Raw genomic sequence first — 18,824 nt, forward strand, 5'->3', positions numbered from 1 at the left:
ACAATAGGTGCTGGTATGATTTCTAAAATTCTAGGATAGTACAGTATATATGTAAAATGGAGATGTCTCTAAAAATTGGTTTAGTTTTAAAAAAAAAGAGGTGGAATGTGATAAGAGGGTTAGATAAATGACAAGTCGGAATATCCGTATTTGTATATGCTTAAAAGCTTTTGATTCGAGAATACTTGATTCTTCTGTGCGTGAGATTGTGTCGACTACTAAAAAATCTGGTTCACGGACTGTTGGTCCTATACCTTTTCCTCGTTCTATACGAAGGTTTACTGTTAATAGATCTCCTCATGTTGATAAAAAAAGTAGAGATCAGTTGGAAATGCGTATATATAAGCGTTTGCTCTATATTATCAAGCCTACTCCTCAGACGGTTGATGCTTTGATGAAATTAGACATCTCTGCTGGTGTTAATGTAGTGATTAAGCTATAAATTTTGAGAGGATAAGTTAATGCGTTCGGGTGTTGTTGCGCGAAAATTAGGCATGACCTGTATTTACAATATTGAAGGTAAGCGTCTTCCCGTAACAGTATTGTGCTTAGATAATTGTCAGGTTGTATTCCATCGTACTTTGGAAAAAAACGGGTATATGGCTGTTCAAGTTGGTTCTGGAAATGCAAAGGTTAAAAATGTTTCTAAGCCTATGAGGGGTTTTTTCTCATCTGTTAATGTTTCTCCTAAAAATAAGTTGTTCGAGTTTCGCGTTAAAAAAGATGATGATTTATTGCCAATTGGTTCTGTTTTGTCTCCAAGTTATTTCAAGGTTGGTCAGTTAGTTGATGTTACGGGTGTAACTATTGGAAAAGGGTTTGCTGGTGCCATGAAGAGACATAATTTTGGTGGTCTTCGTGCTACTCACGGGGTTTCTATATCGCATCGTTCTCATGGTTCGACTGGTTGTCGTCAAGATCCAGGTCGTGTTTTTAAGAATAAAAAAATGGCCGGTCATATGGGAGTAGATCGTGTTACCGTTAAGAATTTAGAGGTTGTGTCAGTTGATGATGAAAAGGGATTGATACTTGTTAAAGGTTGTGTTCCTGGTGCCAAGAATGATTCTTGGATTCTTGTGCGAGATTCTTTTAAAAGTACAATGGATTGTAAGGGGAAAGTTTCGTGATAGAATTAAGTGTCAGGAGCCTTGAGGGAGAAGATAAAGGTTTTGTTTCTATTTCTAAGGGAATTTTTGGTTTAAATCCTGAGGAAGGTATTTTAGCTCGTGTCATTAGATGGCAGCTTTGGCATAAAAAAAGTCATGCATGCTCAAAGTCAAAAGGTCGTTCAGAGATTGCGTATACAGGTTCTAAGTGGTATACGCAGAAGGGTACTGGTAGGGCTAGGCATAGTTCTAAGGCTGTTCCTCAGTTCCGTGGCGGTGGAAAAGCTTTTGGTCCTGTTGCTGTCGTTGGTTCTCACGCGTTGCCTAAGAAAGTTCGTTCCCTTGCTTTGCGTCATGCTTTGTCAGGTAAATTATCTTCTAATGACATTGTTGTAATCGATAGTTTAGTTTCTGAAGAATGCAAAACAAAAAAAATGGCGGTATGTCTTCGTGATCTTGGTTTATCGAATGCACTAATTGTTGATGGTTTCCAGTTAGATAGAAATTTTCAGCTTGCTGTTCGTAATATCCCAAACATTAATCTTCTTCCTATTCAGGGTATTAATGTTTATGATATTTTGCGATGTTCTAAGTTGGTTCTTTCTAGGTCTGCTGTTGATGCTTTGGAGGATCGTTTTAAATGACAAATATTAGGTTTTATGATACTATTATATCGCCTGTTATAGCGGAAAAATCTACTTTGTTAGCGGGGGGAAATCAGTTTGTATTTAATGTTAGAAAAGATTCTTCTAAATCTGAGATTAGGTCAGCCGTTGAATCGTTGTTTAATGTAAAGGTAGTTTCCGTAAATACTCTTGTTCGTAAGGGAAAATTAAAACGTTTGAGTAGAATTTCCGCTGCCCGTGGTGGAGTTAGGTCTTCTCGTGATATATATGTATCGCGTAAAGATATTAAAAGGGCTTATGTAAAGCTAGCTAAGGGATATTCTATTGATGTTTCTGGTGGTTTTTAGATATATTTGTTTTAGGGAGATTGTGTTGTGGCGTTAAAGAATTTTAATCCTGATACATCGGGTAGACGTCAGCTTGTTACTGTAAATAGGGATTCTTTGCATTCGGGTAAGCCTGTTAAAAATTTGACGAAGGGATTGTGTTCTAAGGGGGGGCGTAATAATACTGGCCGCATCACTATGCGTTTTCGTGGAGGTGGGCATAAGAATCTATACCGTCTTGTGGATTTTAAGCGTACAGAGTATGATGTTGAAGGTATTGTAAAGCGATTAGAATATGACCCTAATAGAACAGCTTTTATTGCTCTTATTTCATATTCTAATGGATCGTTGGCTTATATATTAGCGCCACAGCGCTTATCGGTAGGGGATAAAGTAATTTCTTCAAGGGTCTCTGTTGATGTTAAGCCTGGCAATGCTATGCCTTTGCGGTTTATCCCTGTGGGTTCTATAGTTCATAACGTCGAGATGAAGCCTGGTAAGGGAGGTCAGTTGTCACGTTCTGCTGGATCCTATGCTAGACTTGTAGAGCGGGATCGTTCTCGAGCTCTTCTTCGTCTTTCCTCTGGTGAGATGCGTTTTGTTCAATCTTCTTGTATGGCCTCTATAGGTGCGGTTTCAAATCAAGATCATATCAATAGTAGTCTTTCTAAGGCGGGGCGTTCTCGTTGGTTGGGTTTTAGATCGCACGTTAGAGGTGTTGCTATGAATCCTGTAGATCATCCTCTTGGTGGTGGTGAAGGTAAAACTTCAGGGGGTCGAAATCCTTGTAGTCCTTGGGGAAAGCTTACTAAGGGTAAGAGAACAAGGTCAAACAAGTCTACGGATGTTTTTATAGCTCGCTCTCGTCATAAGAGTAAGAAATAAGGAGTATTTATAGTGGTGCGTTCAGTTTGGAAGGGTCCTTTTGTTACCAAATCTCTTCTTAAAAAAGTATCTAAGGCTCGTAGTTCTAATCGTCGTGATGTTATACGGATATGGTGTCGTAATTGTGACATTATACCGATGTTTGTTGGTTTGACATTTGGTGTACATAATGGTCGTAAGCATATACCTGTGACAATTGTTGAAGAAATGGTTGGATTTAAGTTTGGTGATTTTTCTCCAACTCGTTATTGTCCGGGGCATGGTAGTGATAAAAAAACTAAAAGGAAATAATTTATGAGTAGGAAAGGGAGTATGCCAAAGCGTAGAGTAGGAGATAATGAAGCTAATGCTATCGCTAGTATGCTCCGAATTAGCCCTCAAAAGTTAAATGTTGTTGTTGCTATGATAAGAGGAAGAAAGGTTTCTGATGCTCTTACAGATCTTGAATTTTCTAGGAAGAGAATTGCTGGAGATGTTAAGAAGACTCTTCGTTCTGCGATTGCAAATGCTGAAAATAACCATGACCTTGATGTTGATCGTCTTATAGTATCAGAGGCTTATGTGGGTAAATCTGTTTCCATGAAGAGGTTTCATTGTCGTGGACGTCAGCGTATTGGTCGTATTGTCAGGCCGTTCTCTCGTTTGACTGTTATAGTTCGTGAAGTTTCAGATGAAGGGAAAGTTGTATAATGGGACAGAAAATTAATCCCATCTTGTTTCGTCTTGGTGTAAATTGTACTTGGAGTAGTCGTTGGTTCGCTCGTGGTGTTGAGTATGGTAATTTGTTGCATGAAGATTTGGGGATACGAAGATATTTGCAGGCTCAGTTAAAGCATGCAGGGATTGCTAAGATTTTAATAGAAAGAACTCATCAAAAGTGTCGCATAATTGTTCACTCTTCTCGTCCGGGATTGATTATTGGTAAAAAAGGTGCTGATATAGAAAGAATTCGTAAAGATCTTTCTAAGATGACGACTTCTGAAATTTATTTGAATGTTAATGAAGTTTCTAAACCGGAAGTTAATGCAACTTTGATAGCTCAGTCTGTTGCTCAACAATTAGAAAAGCGTGTTGTTTTTCGTCGTGCTATGAAACGTGCAGTTCAGTCTGCTATGCGTTTTGGGGCTGAGGGGATAAAGATTATTTGTTCGGGGCGTTTAAATGGTATGGAGCTTTCTCGTACCGAGTGGTATTTAGAGGGGAGAGTGCCTCTTCAAACTCTTCGTGCTAATATTGATTATGGATCTGCTGTTGCTGAAACTTCATATGGTACATGTGGCGTTAAAGTATATGTATATTTGCGTGAAGTTTCTGATTCGGATAATGCTGTTTCTTCTAATCGTCGTGTAGTTGAAAAAGATAACTAGCATTATTCCTCTTTAATATGATTATGATTTATGGTTTTTGGAGAATATAAATAATGTTATGCCAACCAAAGAATACTAAGTATCCTAAACAGTTTAAGGGTCGTATTAAGGGTGTAGCAAAGGGTGGTTCTAGAATTTGTTTCGGTGATTTTGCCCTTAAGGCTCAAGAGCCTAATAGGATTGGGTCAAGAGAGATTGAGGCTGCTCGTCGTGCTATTAGTCGTAGTATGAAGCGTGCTGGTCGTATTTGGATATGTGTCTTTACTGATGTTCCTGTAACTTCTAAGCCTACGGAAGTTCGTATGGGAAAAGGAAAAGGTAATGTTGAAGAGTGGGTATGTCGTGTGAAGCCTGGTCGTATTTTATTTGAGCTTGACGGTGTTAGTGAAGAAGTTGCTAGAGAAGCATTGCGTCTTGGCGCGGCTAAATTATCCATTGTGACTAAGTTTATACGGCGGATTGTTGTGGAGTGAGGATTATATGTTAAGGTATAGAGATGTTTTGATTATGAATAATGATCAGTTAAAGGAGAAGTTGATTCAGCTAAAAAAAGATCAGATTCATAGTCGTTTTCAAAAGTCTTCGGGTCAGCTTGAAAAACCTTTTCGTATGAGAGAAATTGGTAGAGATATTGCGCGTATCAAGACTAGGATGAATAGCAATATTTCTGAGAATAATTCTTGAGGGGATATAGATGTCGAAGCGGGTTTTGCAGGGTGTGGTTGTAAGTGATATTTCTGAAAAAACTATAATTGTTGAGGTTAAGAGTTTTTTTTCTCATAACCGGTATGGGAAAACTATTCGTTCTTTAAAGAGATATGCTGTTCATGATGAAGATAATATATTTAAAATAGGTGATTTGGTCTCTATAGAAGAGTCCCCTCCTTTTTCCAAGACGAAGAGTTGGGTTGTTAAATATCCTGATGATTCATAACCTTAGATTTTATTTAAATAGTTAAAAGAGTATTGCTTTGTTAATGTATGTTTTATGTATTGCGTTATAAGTTGTTGTAGGGCTTGGTGATGGCTAGTGTGTTTTTAATAAAAAAGGTGTTTCAGCGATGATTCAAATGCAGACAAATCTTTCAGTTGCTGATAATTCTGGTGCGCGTAGGGTTGAGTGTATTAAAGTTTTAGGTGGTTCAAAGCGTAAATGTGCTTCTATTGGTGATACGATCGTTGTGGCAGTTACGGATGTTATTCCTCGTAGTAAGGTAAAAAAAGGTAGTGTTCAGAGGGCTGTTATTGTTCGAGTTAGTTATGGAATTCGTCGTTCCGATGGGAGTGTAATTCGTTTTGATCAAAATGCAGCTGTTTTGATAGATAATAAAAAAGATTTGCTAGCTAGTCGTGTTTTTGGTCCTGTGCCACGTGAATTGCGTATAAAGGGTCACTTGAAAATCCTTTCTTTAGCTGCAGAGGTCGTATAAGGAGCTATGTCAATGGAGAAGATTCGTACTGGTGATCGTGTCGTGGTGTTGGCTGGAAGAGATAAGGGTAAAACTGGTTCTGTTATAGAGATAGTGCGTAAGTCTAATCGTGCTTTTGTTCAAGGTGTTAATATTGTTAAGTGTCATCAACGTCAAACTCCTAGTAAAGAAGCTGGTATTGTATCTAAAGAAGCATCTATACATCTTTCTAATCTGGCTTTAATTGATAAGGATGGTAAGAAGGTAAGGGTAGGATTTTCGTTTGTTGATGGTAAGAAAATTCGTGTAGCAAAGCGTTCTGGGGAGCCTATTCTATGATTAATTGTAGTTATGAACCTCGTTTGAAAAAAGAGTATCGTTTGCGTATTCGTAATGAAATGCAGAAAGAATTTTCTTATAAAAATGTAATGCAGATCCCAAAGATTGAGAAAATAGTAATAAATATGGGGGTAGGTGAGTCTGTGGTTGATTCCAAGAAATCGGAATTAGCTGCTTCTGATCTTGCTTTAATCGCAGGACAAAAGCCTGTCATTACTCGTGCAAGGCGCTCTATTGCTGGATTTAAATTAAGGTCTGGTATGCCAATAGGTGCTAAGGTTACTTTGCGTAGTACAAACATGTATGATTTTCTTGATCGTTTGATTAATACGGGTATGCCACGCATTCGTGATTTTCATGGCTTGAGCTCTAAAAGTTTCGATGGTCGTGGTAATTATTCTTTTGGTATAAAAGAACATATTATTTTCCCAGAAATTGACTATGATAAAGTTGATTGTATTTTAGGTATGGATATATCTATTTGTACTACGACTAATATTGATAAGGAAGCTAAGTATTTGTTGACTTTATTTGGTTTTCCTTTTTTAAAATAATTTGAAAGGTTTGTGAATATATGGCAAAGGTCAGTGCAGTTGAAAAAAATAAGCGTCGTTTAAAAATAGTTGCTAAACAGATGCCTAAGAGACTTGCTTTAAAAAAAAAGGTAATGGATAAGTCAGTTACTTTAGAGGAAAGATTTAATGCTATGCTTGAATTGGGTTCTTTGCCTCGCGATGGTTCAAAGGTGAGGATTCGTAATCGGTGTGAGGTTTCGGGACGTTCTAGAGCTGTTTATAGGGAATTTCGGTTGTCTCGCTTAGCATTGCGTGAATTGGGTAGTTTTGGTAAGATTCCAGGTATTATTAAGTCAAGTTGGTAAGGAATATAAGTGATATGAGCTGTCTAGGAGACATGTTAAGCCGTATTCGTAATGCAAATCTTCGGCACAAATCTTCTGTTGCAATCCCTTTTTCTAGGTTGCATGCTAGTGTTTTAGATGTGTTACAAGAAGAGGGTTATATCATAAAATATAATAAAATTGATATTGGAAAAGGTATTTCTCAATTAAATGTTGAGTTAAAGTATCATAATGGTGCTTCTGTGATACGTAAAATTGATTGTGTATCTAAGCCAGGTAGACGTTTGTATTCTTCTGTTAAGGATATTCCTCAGGTTTCCAATGGATTGGGTATAATGATTGTTACAACTTCAAAGGGGGTAATGTCAGATCATCGAGCTCGAGAGTGTAATGTTGGGGGAGAGGTGCTGTGCTCTGTATTTTAAGATTAGTTCTTATTTCACGTTTTTCTGGTTGGAGTTTGTCGTATGTCTCGAATTGGTAAAAAGATCATTCAAGTTCCTTCAAAGGTGGATGTATCAATTGAAGGTCGTGAAATAAAAGTTAATGGTCCAAAGGGGCAATTATCCTTTGTGATTATGAAGGATATAAGTGTTTCTCTTAAAGAAAATTTATTGTCTGTCGGTATCCTGAATAATTCGAAAAAAGCTCGTTCTGCATGGGGTATGTCACGTACTATGATTAGTAACCTATTTCAGGGAGTAACAGAAGGTTATGAGCGTAAGTTAGAAATTAATGGGGTAGGATGTAAGGCTTCCATGGATGATGGTAATCTAAAGATTAGTTTGGGATTCTCCCATGATGTTATTTATCCTCCTATGGAGGGTATTTCTATTTTTGCTACTAAGCCAGTTGAAGTTTTGATTTCTGGTATAGACAATCAAAAAGTTGGACAAACTGCTTCTGAGATTCGTTCTTATTTCAGGGCAGAGCCTTATAAGGGTAAAGGAATAAAATATAGTGATGAAATTATTGTGCACAAAGAAGGTAAGAAGAAGTAGAAGGGAGTGCTATTTATAATGGCTGTTAAGAAAAAAGTTCTTGATCGTCGCCTTAATCGTATACGTCAGAATTTAAAAAGTGTCTCAAAAGGTCGTTTGAGATTGAATGTTTACCGTTCATCTAGTCATATATACGGACAGATTATAGATGATTTTTCTGGTCATACTCTTGCTGCATGTTCAAGTTTAAATGAGAAACTCCTGTCATATTTAAAGAATGGATCTAATAAAGTCGCTGCTACTGCTGTTGGAGGCCTTTTGGCAAAGCGTGCAGTTGCAGTTGGTATTGAAAAAGTTTATTTTGATCGTGGAAAGAATTTATACTGCGGTAGAGTTGCTGCATTAGCTGATGCCGTTCGCAAAGGTGGAATTGAGTTTTAATATTTTTTGATAAAATGCTTTAAGGAGAAAATGTGCTAAGTTTTTACTATTTTTTAGAAGGGATTCATCAGTGATGGCACAAAAAGAGCGTTCTCAACGTGAAAATTGGCAAAATAACGAAGAGCGTGACAATAATATTGTTGATCGTATTGTTTCTATCAATCGTGTTTCTACAGCTCTTCCTGGTGGTCGTCGGTTTGCTTTTTCTGTTTTAGTTGTAGTAGGAGATACCAAGAGTAAGGTTGGTTTTGCTCATAGTACTGCTAGAGAAGTTCCAGAAGCCGTTCGAAAGGCAACTGAGGCAGCTAAGCGTAACATGATATCTGTCTCGCTATTGGATGGTCGTACTTTGCATCACGATGCTGTAGGACGTCATGGTGCTGGTGAGGTCTTGATGAGATCTGCTAAGGCTGGAACTGGGGTTATAGCTGGTGGAGCTATTCGTGCTGTTTGTGAAGTTCTCGGCGTGCAGGATATTGTTGCCAAATCTATTGGTTCTTCTAATCCTCATAATGTGGTACGTGCTACATTCGAGATATTTCGTTCTCAATCTCATCCAAGAGATGTGGCTAGTCGCAGGGGTATAAAGCATTCGGTTCTTCAATCAAGGCGTATTTTTGCTATAAAGAAATCTAAATCTTCTTCCAAAAACAGCGGGGAGGGTAATTAGAGGTGTCTCCTTATACTACGGTAAAAAAAATAACTGTTAAACAGGTTGGAAGTCCTATTCGTCTTCCTTCTATTCAGCGTAGGGTTTTGATTGGATTGGGATTGAATAAGATGAATCGTTATAGTACTTTGGATGATACTCCTTCTATACGTGGGATGGTTCATGCTGTCCGTCATCTTGTTCGTATTGTTGAATAAGATTAGTAGGGATTTAAAAAAAAAATGAAGTTAAACGAAATTCATTGTGATAAGGGATCTTCTAAGGCTAAAAAAAGAGTTGCTCGTGGGATTGGTTCTGGAACAGGTAAAACCGCTGGTAGAGGTGTTAAAGGGCAAAGGTCTAGATCTGGAGTTAGTATTCGTGGTTTTGAAGGCGGACAGATGCCTTTGTATAGACGTTTACCTAAGCGTGGATTTGTTAACATTCATGCTTGTAGCTTCGTCACTATATCGTTGGCACGTTTACAGTCTTATATAGATAAAGGTAAGTTAGATTGCTCTTCGGAAATAGATGCTAGTGCTCTTATTGCATCTGGTATTATACGAGGTCGTCAAAAGGGAGTCCGTATTTTATCTGATGGTGAATTGAGAGAAAAAGTTGTACTGCGTGTTTCGGGTGCTTCTGCTTCTGCAATTGCAAAAATTGAGAAGTTGGGAGGTAGTGTTGTTATTGTTTAGTTTAAAACAACTTGTAAATAAAAGTTAGTCGTAATTATTAAAATGGTATTTAATATTTTGTGATTTTAGCTATTTTTTTGTTATTTAAGGGATGGAATTTTTATGGCATCTGCTGTAGAGCAATTTGTTTCTAATTTGAGTCTCTCTTCTTTTTCAAAGTCGAAGGATTTAAAGTCTAGGATTGTCTTTACTATTTTTGCTCTTGTTGTATATCGTCTAGGAACTCATGTTCCTCTTCCAGGCATTGATCTTGTTGCTTATACAAAAGCTTTTCAATCCAAGAGTACAGGTATATTCGGACTATTTAATATGTTCTCAGGAGGAGCTGTAGAACGTATGGCAGTTTTATCATTGGGTATTATGCCTTATATTTCTGCATCTATTATTGTTCAATTGGTGGCTTCTATAGTTCCTTCTCTTGAAAGTCTTAAGAAAGAAGGTGATCGTGGGCGTAAAATAATAAATCAGTATACTAGATATGCTACAGTTATCTTGGGTGCTCTACAAGCTTATGGTATTGCAGTTGGTCTAAGGAATGGTCAAGGAATCGTTCTAGATTCTGATTCTTTCTTTGTCTTTTCCACTATTATTTCTCTCCTTGGCGGTACTATGTTTCTTGTATGGTTAGGTGAGCAGATTACCGCTCGTGGCATAGGTAATGGTATTTCTCTGGTGATTTTTAGTGGTATTGTTGCTAGTCTGCCTTCTTCACTTATTGGTATTCTTGAGCTTGGAAGAGTGGGGAGTATTCCTGCTATTTTTATATTATTAATTCTTTTTTCTATAATTTTAGCTATTGCTTTTGTTGTTTTTTGTGAGAGAGCTCAACGTCGTCTTGTAATTCAATATCCAAAACGCCAAGTAGGAAATCGCATATTTAAAAATGATGTTTCTTATTTGCCTTTAAAGCTAAATACTGCTGGTGTAGTTCCGTCTATATTTGCTTCTTCTCTGTTATTGTTACCTGCTACTATTGTGAGTTTTATTGATATTAGTTCTTCTCCTTTATGGGTGGCAGATTTAGTTGGATCTTTAGGGCGTGGACAATTATTGTATGTTGTTTTGTATTCAATATTTATTGCTTTTTTTTCTTTTTTTTATACCGCTATTGTTTTTAATCCGAAAGAGGCTGCAGATAATCTTAAAAAGCATGGTGGTTTTGTTCCTGGTATTCGTCCAGGAGATCGCACTGCAGTCCATATTGATTATGTATTGACTAGAATTACGGTTGTTGGAACTATATATCTAATTTGTATATGTATTTTTCCAGAGATTTTAGTTGCTTTCACTGGTATATCTGTATCGTTGAGTGGGACTTCTTTGTTAATTATTGTTAGTGTTATTTTGGATACCGTAATGCAAATTCAAGGATATTTAATTGCTCAGCAGTATGATGGAGTTTTAAGAAAATCTAGAAGTCAAAAGAAAAGATCATGATAATCATATTTTTAGGGCCTCCTGGATCTGGGAAGGGAACGCAGTCTTATATTTTGTCGAAGAAATTAGGATTTCCTAAATTGTCTACTGGCGATATGTTGCGTTCAGAAGTAGACAAAGATACGTCTCTTGGTAAAAAAATTAATGGTATCATGGAATCGGGTGCCTTGATTTCTGATAGTATTGTTAATCAGATTGTTTTTGATAGAATAATTCTTCCTGACTGTTCTTGTGGTTTTATCCTTGATGGTTATCCTAGAACCGTAGATCAAGCTAAAAAATTTCAATCTATTATCTCGGATATAGGTTTTTCTATAGATGCTGTAATTGAGCTACAGGTGGATGTTTCTTCTATGTTTGAAAGGATAAAAGCTCGCGTTTCGGAAGCTATTTCCTCTGATAAATATGTTAGATCAGATGATAAGTATGATGTTTTTCTTAAAAGAATGGAATGCTATCAAAAAAAAATGCTGCCTCTGTCTTCATATTATAGTAATATGGGATGTTTACATATAATAAATGGTATGTTGGATGTAGATATAGTATCAAAAAATATAGATTCTCTTATTTTTTCTATAAGGAAAAAATACGGTGGTAGTTGATTATTTTTTTTATTTCTGTAGGTTATGTAATAATTTTATTTTTTATGTTTATTGTGAATATTTTGAATGAGATTCGAAATATATAGGTTTTGTGGTTTTTGGGAAAGGAGATCTTAGTGTGGCGTGTATTGCTGGTATCAATATTCCACGTACAAAGGGTATAGGTTCGGCGCTTCTTTATATAACTGGCATCGGTCCTAAAGGTGCGAAGGATATTTGTGATAGACTATCTATTGCATTCGATTATCCTGTTAATAAGCTTGTTGAATCAGAAATTACTCAGATTAATCAGATTATTGAACGAGAATACATAGTGGAAGGCGAGTTACGTCGAATGGTTTCCATGAATATAAAGTCCTTAATGGATTTAGGTTGTTATCGCGGTTTGAGGCATCGTCGCCGTTTACCTGTTCGCGGACAGCGTACTCATACAAATGCTCAAACTAGGAAGAAATCTGGTAAAGGTGGAATCACTAGAAAGAAATAGTTTTTTTGTGTTTTAATTGTGGGAGTTTAATTTGTTTATTATTTTGGGATATTTAAGGAGAAGAGAGAGGGAAATGTTATAATGCTCAAGAGCCCTTCTCGTATTCGTAATCGTGAGCGGAAAAACATAGTTTCTGGTCGTGCTCATGTGGTATCAACGTTTAATAATACTAGGATTACGATAACAGATCCTCATGGTAATACTATTGCTTGGTCTTCTCCTAAGGTAGTAGGTTTTTCTGGATCCCGTAAAAACAGTCCTTTTGCTGCTCAAGTCGCAGCTGATGATTGTTCAACAAAGGCTAAAAATCATGGTATGTCCTCTTTAGAGGTAAGTGTCAGTGGATTGGGTGCTGGGCGTGATTCTGCTTTGAGGGCATTGCGATCTATTGGTTTTACTATTGTGTCTATTTGTGATGTAACTATGATAGCTCATAATGGATGTCGTCCTCGTAAAAGACGTCGCATTTAAACCTCTTTTCGTAATTTTTCAATTCAATTTAGTCGTGGATTGCTAACTATTTCGATTGATTGTTGGATATTTTTAAAAGGTTGGTATTATGATCCAAAAAAACTGGCAAGAATTAATTAAGCCGAATAATATTGAGTTTACAGTCCTTGGACAAAAAGAAGAAAATAGGACTTTGATGATAGCTGAGCCTCTTCCGCGTGGTTTTGCTCATACCCTTGGTAATGCTCTTCGTCGCGTTTTGATGTCTTCGTTGCGTGGTTCTGCAATAACTGCTGTTCAAATTGATGGTGTTTTACATGAAATTTCATCTATTAAAGGGGTTAGAGAAGATATAACAAATATTATCCTAAATATTAAAGGCATTAACCTGAAAATGTCTGGTGACTCCAATAAGAAGGTAACTATTTTTAAGCGTGGTCCTGGAGTTGTTACTGCGGGTGATATACAAACTGTTAGCGATATCGAAATTCTTAATCCAGATTGTGTTATTTGTAATCTTGATGTTGATGCGGTAGTTCGTATGGAGCTTACTGTTTCTAAGGGACATGGTTATGTTCCTGCTAAAAATCATAGTGCAGATAATAATCCTATTGGTTTAATTGCAATTGATGCTTTGTATTCTCCAATCAAGAAAGTATCTTATAAGGTCGAGAGTGCTCGTGAAGGGCAGAATCTTGATTATGATAAGCTAAGTATGACTATTGATACTGATGGTTCTATTAGTGGAGAAGATGCAGTTGCTTTCGCGTCACGAATTTTACAGGATCAATTGAGTATGTTCGTCAATTTTGATGATCCTAAAAAGGAAGAAAAAGAAGGTATGGATGTAGATTCTCTTCCTTTTAATCCTGCTCTTTTGAAAAAAGTTGAAGAATTAGAACTTTCTGTTCGATCAGCTAATTGTTTAAGAGGTGATAATATTGTTTACATAGGTGATTTGATTAGAAAAACTGAGGCTGAGATGTTGCGTACGGCTAATTTTGGTCGTAAATCTCTTTTAGAAATCAAGGGAGTGCTAGCAACAATGGGATTATTCCTTGGTATGAATTTGCCAGATTGGCCTCCAGAAAGTATAGAAGAGTTAGCGAAAAAATATGAAGATAAGTGTTGAAATGAAATTATTTTTTTGGAATAAAAGGAGAAGGGTATAATGCGACATGCTGTAAGTGGAAGGAAGTTAAATAGGACTTCCAGTCATCGTAAGGCTATGTTCTCTAATATGGCCGCTTCTCTTATTTGGCATGAGCAGATTGTAACTACTCTTCCAAAAGCTAAAGAGTTGCGTCCTATTGTTGAGAAACTTGTCACTTTAGGGAAAAAAAGTAGTTTGCATTCTCGTCGTTTAGCGATATCTAGAATTAGAGACTATAAGGTTGTTTCTAAGTTGTTTAGTGTAATAGCTGACCGTTATGCTACTCGTTCTGGTGGATATTTACGTATTATGAGAGTTGGATTTCGTTATGGTGATAGTGCTCCTATGGCAGTAATTGAGTTCGTAGATCGCGATGTTTCTGCAAAAGGAAATCCTATGAGTGGTAAATTTCATAGATAATAATTTATCTTTCTTATTTTTTTATAAAAATTGTCTATTTGCTAATTAAAGTGTTTTATTTAGGTATTTTTCGAATTTAGAGAGATATCTATATTGATATTAATTATGTTTTTGCTTGTGTAGGAATTTTTGTTTTATTAATTTATGCTTAAAAAACAACTTATGCTTTTATGTATATTTAGTAGAGTTATTTTTTCCATTAAGAATATTTCTCCTTCTCTGAGATTGGTGGTGTTTTGTCTAAAAATATAAAAAAAGTTGTCCTTGCTTATTCTGGAGGTCTTGATACTTCGATTATATTAAAATGGCTTCAGGTAGAAAAAGGTTTTGAGGTAGTGGTTTTTATCGCTGACCTTGGTCAAGGAGAAGAGTTAAAAATTGCATGCGACAAGGCTAGATTTCTCGGATCATCGAAAGTATACGTTAAAGATTTGCGGAGAGAATTTGTTCGTGATTTTGTATTTCCTATGTTTAGAGCTAATGCTTTATATGAGGGGTCTTATTTATTGGGTACGGCTATTGCTCGCCCTTTGATTTCTAAATATCTAGTTGATATAGCCTGTGAAACAGGAGCAGATGCTATTGCACATGGATCTACTGGTAAAGGTAATGATCAAGTACGTTTCGAGTTATCTGCGTATGCTTTGAATTCAGACATAAAAATTATTGCTCCATGGAGACATTGGTCGTTTAAAGGTAGGCAGGATCTTATTGATTTTGCTAAAAAACATGAAATACCTATTGATAAAAATAAACTAGGAGAAGCCCCTTTCTCTGTAGATACTAATTTGCTACATTCTTCTTCTGAAGGTAGAGTTCTTGAAGATCCATCTCAGCAGGCACCAGAGTATGTTTATAAAATGATTGTTTCTCCTGAAGAGGCTCCTGACGAACATACTATTATTAAAATTGACTTTAAAAAAGGTGATCCTGTCGCCATTAATGGTGAATTAATGCCGCCAGAGGTATTGCTGGATAAGTTAAATCAATATGGTATTCGTAATGGAATTGGGCGTATTGACATAGTGGAAAATAGGTTTGTTGGAATTAAATCTCGAGGTGTATATGAAACTCCTGGAGGTACTATTTTATTACATGCTCATCGTGCTATTGAATCAATTTCTTTGGATTCAGGAGCTGCTCATTTAAAAGATGATTTGATGTCTCGCTATGCGAATATTATATATCAGGGTTTTTGGTTTTCTCCCGAAAGAGAGATGCTCCAAGCGTTAATTGATAAAAGTCAAGAATATGTAGAAGGTTCCGTTAATATAAAGCTTTACAAAGGAAACGTAATGATTATTGGTCGTGAAAGCAATAAATCTTTATATTCGGATAAGCTTGTAACTTTTGAAGATGACTTTGATTCTTATAATCAAAATGATTCAGAAGGTTTTATAAAATTACATGCTTTGCGTTTGCGTACTTTAGCAAAGCGTAACGAAGTTTAATACATAGATAGTTTGTTAATATTAATAGTATTTTTTTATTTAAATGAGATCTTTTAGTTAAATGATTGAGATTGGTATTTAAAGAAATATACTATTTGTTTTGTAACGTCAGTAATTTATTTTTTAATATATGAAAGATTTGAATATATGCAGATTCGCAATATAGCTATTATTGCTCATGTAGATCATGGCAAAACAACATTAGTTGACGAGCTTCTTAAGCAATCAGGGGTTTTTCGTGATAATCAGCGTGTTAGCGAACGTGTTATGGATTCCAATGATTTAGAAAAAGAACGTGGTATTACTATACTTGCAAAGGTTACTTCAATTGTATGGAATAATGTTCGTATTAATATAGTTGATACTCCTGGTCACGCCGATTTTGGAGGTGAGGTTGAGAGAATCTTATGTATGGTAGAAAGTGTTGTTGTCCTTGTTGATGCTGCTGAAGGTCCTATGCCACAAACAAAGTTTGTTGTTGGTAAAGCTTTAAAAATAGGTCTTCGTCCAATAGTGGTAGTGAATAAAGTTGATCGTTCTGATGAACGAGCTGATGAAGTAATAAATGAGGTTTTTGATCTTTTTTCAGCTTTAGATGCAACTGATGATCAGTTAGATTTTCCAATTCTTTATGGTTCTGGCCGAAGTGGTTGGATGAGTAACTCTCCTGATGGTTGTCGTGATAAAGGTCTGTCTCCCCTTTTAGATCTTATAGTAGAACATGTTCCTGCTCCTGTAATAGGTGAAGGAGAATTTAAGATGATAGGGACTATTTTAGAGAAAAATACATTTTTGGGTCGTATTATAACAGGACGTATTCATTCAGGATCTATTAAATCAAATCAAAATATTAAGGCTCTTGGTCCTGATGGTACTTTGGTTGAAGTTGGTCGTATTTCTAAGATTCTTGCTTTTCGTGGAATTGATCGTCAACCAATAGATGAAGCTCATGCAGGGGATATAGTTTCTATTGCGGGTTTAGTTAAGGCAACAGTAGCTGATACGTTTTGTGATTCTTCTGTTGATGAACCATTGAAATCACAACCTATTGATCCTCCAACTGTGACTATGACATTTGTTGTTAATGATTCTCCTTTGGCTGGTACTGAAGGAGACAAAGTTACGAGTCGTATGATACGAGATCGTATTTTTAAGGAAGCAGAAGGTAATGTTGCCCTGAGAGTTGAGGAAAGCAGTTCAAAAGATGCATTCTTCGTATCTGGTAGGGGAGAACTTCAACTTGCTGTTTTGATTGAAACTATGCGTCGTGAGGGTTTTGAATTGGCAGTTTCTCGTCCTCGTGTTGTAATAAAAAAAGAAGGAGATGATCTTTTAGAGCCTGTTGAAGAAGTGGTTATTGATGTTGATGAGGAATATTCTGGATCAGTTGTGCAAAGAATGACTTTATACAAGTCTGAAATGATAGAGTTACGCCCTTCAGGTTTAGGAAGAGTTCGTCTTGTATTTCTCTCTCCTACACGTGGTTTAATAGGATATCAATCACAACTAATGACTGATACTCGTGGTACTGCTACTATGAATCGTTTATTCCATTCTTATCAACCTCATAAAGGAGAAATAGGAGGTCGTAATAATGGTGTTCTTTTATCTAATGATGATGGCAAAGCCGTAGCTTATGCATTGTTTAATCTTGAAGATCGTGGATCTATGATTGTAGAGCCTGGTGATAAAGTATACCAGGGTATGATAGTTGGTATTCATACTCGAGAAAATGATCTAGATGTTAATGTTCTTAAAGGTAAGAAATTAACTAATATGCGCGCTTCAGGAAAAGATGAGGCTGTTAAGTTAGTGCCTGCGGTTAAAATGACCTTAGAGCAGGCTCTTTCTTGGATACAAAATGATGAATTAGTTGAAGTAACTCCGAAGTCTATTCGTTTGAGAAAGATATATTTAGATCCTAATGAACGTAAGAGAAAAGGAAAATTGGTAAACTTAGAATATGATATTTGACATTTTTATTTTAAACGAATAAATGGTTTGTAAAAGTTAAATATTATTGATGCAATGTTTATTCTTGCAATTTTCTATAGGAAATAATCGTTTATAATAAAAAAATGATATATATAAAGAATGAGGAAATTAATGAGATTAAACGAAATTTCCGTAGGTGAGAACTCGCCAGTAGATGTTAATGTTTTTATTGAAATTTCTCTTGGTGGATATCCTATTAAATATGAACTAGATAAGAATAGTGGTATTCTTGTAGTAGATCGTTTTATTTCTACTTCTATGCTTTATCCAGGTAACTATGGTTTTATTCCAAATACTCTATCTGATGATGGTGATCCTGTTGATGTTATTATGTATAATGCAGAGATTATTTTACCTAATTCTGTCGTAAGTGTTCGTCCTATAGGTGTTATGAAAATGGAAGATGATGGAGGAATGGATGAAAAAATACTTGCAGTTCCATCACATAGTGTAACTAGATTGTATGATTCAATCAAAAGTTATAAAGACGTTCCCCAAGCTTATTTGAAAAAAGTAGAACATTTTTTTAGACATTATAAAGATCTTGAACATGGGAAATGGGCTAAATTAGATGGTTGGGAAGGAGTTAATAGTTCTCATAAAATAATATTGGAATCTGTGCAAAGAGCAATTAAAGCGTAGGATGATTTTTTATTTTTACAATGTACTGATTTCTTAACTGATGTAATTAATGTAGGTTTTTGATTGAAAATACTATTTTCTAATGAATTTTGGTTAAGGAAAGATTTTATATTTTTTAGTATTTTTGCGTTAAGAATGTAATACTGTAATAAACGATATCTTATTTTATAAATTAATATCACTATGATATAAGTAATTTTAAAAATAATTGTAGGATATATATTGCCATTAGGGAAATTATTGGAGATAGATCTATTCTTGTAAAATTAATTCCAAAGAAAGGAATAATTCTTCTTACCATTGATAAAAGTGGTTCTGTGGAATTATAAAGTATTTCCCTAGCTGTTTTTACAAAAAGATTATAAGTATTTAATATATTATATCTGTATAGAAAAGATATCACAATTCTCATAATTATGATGTCAAAATATAATTCTAGAATTAAGTGCATTATTTTAAATAGAAAATTCATGTTATTTTCCCTCGATTTTTAAAATGACAGCGCTGATATTTTTTATATATGAAATAGTAATAAAAAAAC

Annotated in this window: 31 protein-coding genes; 30 read left to right on the top strand and 1 reads right to left on the bottom strand. The window is 35.6% G+C overall.

Going from position 1 to position 18,824, the window contains the following annotated elements; translation table 11 throughout:
• The first annotated feature begins 127 nt into the window (after window positions 1-127).
• From rpsJ to ppa, 30 genes are all read left to right on the top strand, one after another.
• On the top strand, window positions 128-442 hold the full coding sequence (gene rpsJ / locus GY664_RS04625) for a 30S ribosomal protein S10 (protein WP_333948314.1): 315 nt from the start codon (window positions 128-130) through the stop codon (window positions 440-442).
• Window positions 443-461: 19 nt separating this feature from the next.
• Window positions 462-1,127, top strand: coding sequence for a 50S ribosomal protein L3 (rplC, locus tag GY664_RS04630; RefSeq protein ID WP_333948315.1), 666 nt, complete (start codon window positions 462-464; stop codon window positions 1,125-1,127).
• Entirely contained in the window at window positions 1,127-1,750 is a 624-nt protein-coding gene (rplD, locus tag GY664_RS04635; protein ID WP_333948347.1) for a 50S ribosomal protein L4, read from the top strand. Before rplC ends, rplD begins: the two co-directional genes overlap by 1 nt.
• A complete protein-coding gene (locus tag GY664_RS04640) occupies window positions 1,747-2,079 on the top strand; it encodes an uL23 family ribosomal protein (RefSeq protein WP_333948316.1) in 333 nt (110 codons plus the stop codon). Before rplD ends, GY664_RS04640 begins: the two co-directional genes overlap by 4 nt.
• A gap of 27 nt (window positions 2,080-2,106) precedes the next feature.
• Complete coding sequence (gene rplB, locus GY664_RS04645; RefSeq protein WP_333948317.1) at window positions 2,107-2,943, top strand: 50S ribosomal protein L2; 837 nt, start codon at window positions 2,107-2,109, stop codon at window positions 2,941-2,943.
• Between the two features lie 12 nt (window positions 2,944-2,955).
• Window positions 2,956-3,234, top strand: coding sequence for a 30S ribosomal protein S19 (rpsS, locus tag GY664_RS04650; protein ID WP_333948318.1), 279 nt, complete (start codon window positions 2,956-2,958; stop codon window positions 3,232-3,234).
• Between the two features lie 3 nt (window positions 3,235-3,237).
• Window positions 3,238-3,633 carry a 50S ribosomal protein L22 gene (gene rplV / locus GY664_RS04655; RefSeq protein WP_333948319.1) on the top strand — a complete coding sequence of 132 codons (396 nt, stop codon included), beginning with the start codon at window positions 3,238-3,240 and terminating at the stop codon, window positions 3,631-3,633.
• Entirely contained in the window at window positions 3,633-4,310 is a 678-nt protein-coding gene (gene rpsC / locus GY664_RS04660) for a 30S ribosomal protein S3 (protein ID WP_333948320.1), read from the top strand. Before rplV ends, rpsC begins: the two co-directional genes overlap by 1 nt.
• Before the next feature lie 53 nt (window positions 4,311-4,363).
• Window positions 4,364-4,783: a 50S ribosomal protein L16 gene (gene rplP, locus GY664_RS04665; RefSeq protein WP_333948321.1), complete on the top strand. Its 420-nt coding sequence runs from the start codon at window positions 4,364-4,366 to the stop codon at window positions 4,781-4,783.
• 7 nt (window positions 4,784-4,790) lie between these two features.
• Window positions 4,791-4,994: a 50S ribosomal protein L29 gene (gene rpmC, locus GY664_RS04670; RefSeq protein ID WP_333948322.1), complete on the top strand. Its 204-nt coding sequence runs from the start codon at window positions 4,791-4,793 to the stop codon at window positions 4,992-4,994.
• A gap of 10 nt (window positions 4,995-5,004) precedes the next feature.
• A complete protein-coding gene (rpsQ, locus tag GY664_RS04675) occupies window positions 5,005-5,244 on the top strand; it encodes a 30S ribosomal protein S17 (protein WP_333948324.1) in 240 nt (79 codons plus the stop codon).
• 127 nt (window positions 5,245-5,371) lie between these two features.
• Complete coding sequence (gene rplN, locus GY664_RS04680) at window positions 5,372-5,740, top strand: 50S ribosomal protein L14 (protein WP_333948326.1); 369 nt, start codon at window positions 5,372-5,374, stop codon at window positions 5,738-5,740.
• Window positions 5,741-5,752: 12 nt separating this feature from the next.
• Window positions 5,753-6,058 (top strand): 50S ribosomal protein L24, encoded by a 306-nt coding sequence (rplX, locus tag GY664_RS04685; protein WP_333948327.1) that lies wholly within the window; start codon window positions 5,753-5,755, stop codon window positions 6,056-6,058.
• Complete coding sequence (gene rplE, locus GY664_RS04690) at window positions 6,055-6,612, top strand: 50S ribosomal protein L5 (protein ID WP_333948328.1); 558 nt, start codon at window positions 6,055-6,057, stop codon at window positions 6,610-6,612. Before rplX ends, rplE begins: the two co-directional genes overlap by 4 nt.
• 20 nt (window positions 6,613-6,632) lie before the next feature.
• Window positions 6,633-6,938 (top strand): 30S ribosomal protein S14, encoded by a 306-nt coding sequence (gene rpsN, locus GY664_RS04695; protein WP_333948329.1) that lies wholly within the window; start codon window positions 6,633-6,635, stop codon window positions 6,936-6,938.
• A gap of 14 nt (window positions 6,939-6,952) precedes the next feature.
• Complete coding sequence (gene rpsH / locus GY664_RS04700) at window positions 6,953-7,342, top strand: 30S ribosomal protein S8 (RefSeq protein ID WP_333948330.1); 390 nt, start codon at window positions 6,953-6,955, stop codon at window positions 7,340-7,342.
• A 42-nt stretch (window positions 7,343-7,384) separates the two neighbouring features.
• Complete coding sequence (gene rplF / locus GY664_RS04705; RefSeq protein WP_333948331.1) at window positions 7,385-7,918, top strand: 50S ribosomal protein L6; 534 nt, start codon at window positions 7,385-7,387, stop codon at window positions 7,916-7,918.
• Between the two features lie 18 nt (window positions 7,919-7,936).
• Window positions 7,937-8,299, top strand: a complete 363-nt coding sequence (gene rplR, locus GY664_RS04710; RefSeq protein WP_333948332.1) for a 50S ribosomal protein L18 — start codon at window positions 7,937-7,939, stop codon at window positions 8,297-8,299.
• A 73-nt stretch (window positions 8,300-8,372) separates the two neighbouring features.
• Window positions 8,373-8,969, top strand: coding sequence for a 30S ribosomal protein S5 (gene rpsE, locus GY664_RS04715; RefSeq protein WP_333948333.1), 597 nt, complete (start codon window positions 8,373-8,375; stop codon window positions 8,967-8,969).
• 2 nt (window positions 8,970-8,971) lie between these two features.
• The gene (rpmD, locus tag GY664_RS04720) at window positions 8,972-9,166 is read left to right on the top strand and encodes a 50S ribosomal protein L30 (protein ID WP_333948334.1); all 195 of its coding nucleotides are present in this window, start codon (window positions 8,972-8,974) and stop codon (window positions 9,164-9,166) included.
• Window positions 9,167-9,190: 24 nt separating this feature from the next.
• Window positions 9,191-9,646, top strand: coding sequence for a 50S ribosomal protein L15 (rplO, locus tag GY664_RS04725; RefSeq protein ID WP_333948335.1), 456 nt, complete (start codon window positions 9,191-9,193; stop codon window positions 9,644-9,646).
• A 102-nt stretch (window positions 9,647-9,748) separates the two neighbouring features.
• Entirely contained in the window at window positions 9,749-11,083 is a 1,335-nt protein-coding gene (gene secY / locus GY664_RS04730) for a preprotein translocase subunit SecY (RefSeq protein ID WP_333948336.1), read from the top strand.
• A complete protein-coding gene (locus GY664_RS04735) occupies window positions 11,080-11,685 on the top strand; it encodes an adenylate kinase (protein ID WP_333948337.1) in 606 nt (201 codons plus the stop codon). Before secY ends, GY664_RS04735 begins: the two co-directional genes overlap by 4 nt.
• Before the next feature lie 118 nt (window positions 11,686-11,803).
• Window positions 11,804-12,172, top strand: coding sequence for a 30S ribosomal protein S13 (gene rpsM, locus GY664_RS04740; protein WP_333948338.1), 369 nt, complete (start codon window positions 11,804-11,806; stop codon window positions 12,170-12,172).
• An 81-nt stretch (window positions 12,173-12,253) separates the two neighbouring features.
• Complete coding sequence (rpsK, locus tag GY664_RS04745) at window positions 12,254-12,643, top strand: 30S ribosomal protein S11 (RefSeq protein WP_333948339.1); 390 nt, start codon at window positions 12,254-12,256, stop codon at window positions 12,641-12,643.
• 88 nt (window positions 12,644-12,731) lie between these two features.
• Window positions 12,732-13,754 (top strand): DNA-directed RNA polymerase subunit alpha, encoded by a 1,023-nt coding sequence (locus tag GY664_RS04750; RefSeq protein WP_333948340.1) that lies wholly within the window; start codon window positions 12,732-12,734, stop codon window positions 13,752-13,754.
• Window positions 13,755-13,793: 39 nt separating this feature from the next.
• Window positions 13,794-14,195, top strand: a complete 402-nt coding sequence (gene rplQ / locus GY664_RS04755) for a 50S ribosomal protein L17 (RefSeq protein ID WP_333948341.1) — start codon at window positions 13,794-13,796, stop codon at window positions 14,193-14,195.
• Between the two features lie 236 nt (window positions 14,196-14,431).
• Window positions 14,432-15,646 carry an argininosuccinate synthase gene (locus tag GY664_RS04760; RefSeq protein ID WP_333948342.1) on the top strand — a complete coding sequence of 405 codons (1,215 nt, stop codon included), beginning with the start codon at window positions 14,432-14,434 and terminating at the stop codon, window positions 15,644-15,646.
• A gap of 147 nt (window positions 15,647-15,793) precedes the next feature.
• Window positions 15,794-17,620, top strand: coding sequence for a translational GTPase TypA (gene typA / locus GY664_RS04765; RefSeq protein WP_333948344.1), 1,827 nt, complete (start codon window positions 15,794-15,796; stop codon window positions 17,618-17,620).
• Between the two features lie 132 nt (window positions 17,621-17,752).
• On the top strand, window positions 17,753-18,283 hold the full coding sequence (gene ppa / locus GY664_RS04770) for an inorganic diphosphatase (protein WP_333948345.1): 531 nt from the start codon (window positions 17,753-17,755) through the stop codon (window positions 18,281-18,283).
• Window positions 18,284-18,464: 181 nt separating this feature from the next.
• On the opposite strand, the gene GY664_RS04775 is transcribed toward ppa, so the two are convergent.
• The gene (locus tag GY664_RS04775; RefSeq protein WP_333948346.1) at window positions 18,465-18,755 is read right to left on the bottom strand and encodes a YggT family protein; all 291 of its coding nucleotides are present in this window, start codon (window positions 18,753-18,755) and stop codon (window positions 18,465-18,467) included.
• Window positions 18,756-18,824 lie beyond the last annotated feature (69 nt).

This window comes from Candidatus Liberibacter brunswickensis (assembly GCF_036858155.1).
Lineage (GTDB): Bacteria > Pseudomonadota > Alphaproteobacteria > Rhizobiales > Rhizobiaceae > Liberibacter > Liberibacter brunswickensis.

What these genes read in the sequence shown, in the direction of transcription:
- secY (WP_333948336.1), top strand. Translation starts at nt 9,749, where the DNA reads ATGGCATCTGCTGTAGAGCAATTTGTTTCTAATTTGAGTCTCTCTTCT.
- typA (WP_333948344.1), top strand. Translation starts at nt 15,794, where the DNA reads ATGCAGATTCGCAATATAGCTATTATTGCTCATGTAGATCATGGCAAA.
- rplO (WP_333948335.1), top strand. Translation starts at nt 9,191, where the DNA reads ATGAAGTTAAACGAAATTCATTGTGATAAGGGATCTTCTAAGGCTAAA.
- rpsK (WP_333948339.1), top strand. Translation starts at nt 12,254, where the DNA reads ATGCTCAAGAGCCCTTCTCGTATTCGTAATCGTGAGCGGAAAAACATA.
- rplC (WP_333948315.1), top strand. Translation starts at nt 462, where the DNA reads ATGCGTTCGGGTGTTGTTGCGCGAAAATTAGGCATGACCTGTATTTAC.
- rpmC (WP_333948322.1), top strand. Translation starts at nt 4,791, where the DNA reads ATGTTAAGGTATAGAGATGTTTTGATTATGAATAATGATCAGTTAAAG.
- rplQ (WP_333948341.1), top strand. Translation starts at nt 13,794, where the DNA reads ATGCGACATGCTGTAAGTGGAAGGAAGTTAAATAGGACTTCCAGTCAT.
- GY664_RS04775 (WP_333948346.1), bottom strand. Translation starts at nt 18,755, where the DNA reads ATGAATTTTCTATTTAAAATAATGCACTTAATTCTAGAATTATATTTT.
- rpsH (WP_333948330.1), top strand. Translation starts at nt 6,953, where the DNA reads ATGAGCTGTCTAGGAGACATGTTAAGCCGTATTCGTAATGCAAATCTT.
- GY664_RS04640 (WP_333948316.1), top strand. Translation starts at nt 1,747, where the DNA reads ATGACAAATATTAGGTTTTATGATACTATTATATCGCCTGTTATAGCG.
- rplN (WP_333948326.1), top strand. Translation starts at nt 5,372, where the DNA reads ATGATTCAAATGCAGACAAATCTTTCAGTTGCTGATAATTCTGGTGCG.
- rpsN (WP_333948329.1), top strand. Translation starts at nt 6,633, where the DNA reads ATGGCAAAGGTCAGTGCAGTTGAAAAAAATAAGCGTCGTTTAAAAATA.
- rplR (WP_333948332.1), top strand. Translation starts at nt 7,937, where the DNA reads ATGGCTGTTAAGAAAAAAGTTCTTGATCGTCGCCTTAATCGTATACGT.
- GY664_RS04735 (WP_333948337.1), top strand. Translation starts at nt 11,080, where the DNA reads ATGATAATCATATTTTTAGGGCCTCCTGGATCTGGGAAGGGAACGCAG.
- rplE (WP_333948328.1), top strand. Translation starts at nt 6,055, where the DNA reads ATGATTAATTGTAGTTATGAACCTCGTTTGAAAAAAGAGTATCGTTTG.
- rplP (WP_333948321.1), top strand. Translation starts at nt 4,364, where the DNA reads ATGTTATGCCAACCAAAGAATACTAAGTATCCTAAACAGTTTAAGGGT.
- rpsE (WP_333948333.1), top strand. Translation starts at nt 8,373, where the DNA reads ATGGCACAAAAAGAGCGTTCTCAACGTGAAAATTGGCAAAATAACGAA.
- GY664_RS04750 (WP_333948340.1), top strand. Translation starts at nt 12,732, where the DNA reads ATGATCCAAAAAAACTGGCAAGAATTAATTAAGCCGAATAATATTGAG.
- rpsJ (WP_333948314.1), top strand. Translation starts at nt 128, where the DNA reads ATGACAAGTCGGAATATCCGTATTTGTATATGCTTAAAAGCTTTTGAT.
- ppa (WP_333948345.1), top strand. Translation starts at nt 17,753, where the DNA reads ATGAGATTAAACGAAATTTCCGTAGGTGAGAACTCGCCAGTAGATGTT.
- rpsQ (WP_333948324.1), top strand. Translation starts at nt 5,005, where the DNA reads ATGTCGAAGCGGGTTTTGCAGGGTGTGGTTGTAAGTGATATTTCTGAA.
- rpsC (WP_333948320.1), top strand. Translation starts at nt 3,633, where the DNA reads ATGGGACAGAAAATTAATCCCATCTTGTTTCGTCTTGGTGTAAATTGT.
- rplX (WP_333948327.1), top strand. Translation starts at nt 5,753, where the DNA reads ATGGAGAAGATTCGTACTGGTGATCGTGTCGTGGTGTTGGCTGGAAGA.
- rplV (WP_333948319.1), top strand. Translation starts at nt 3,238, where the DNA reads ATGAGTAGGAAAGGGAGTATGCCAAAGCGTAGAGTAGGAGATAATGAA.
- rplF (WP_333948331.1), top strand. Translation starts at nt 7,385, where the DNA reads ATGTCTCGAATTGGTAAAAAGATCATTCAAGTTCCTTCAAAGGTGGAT.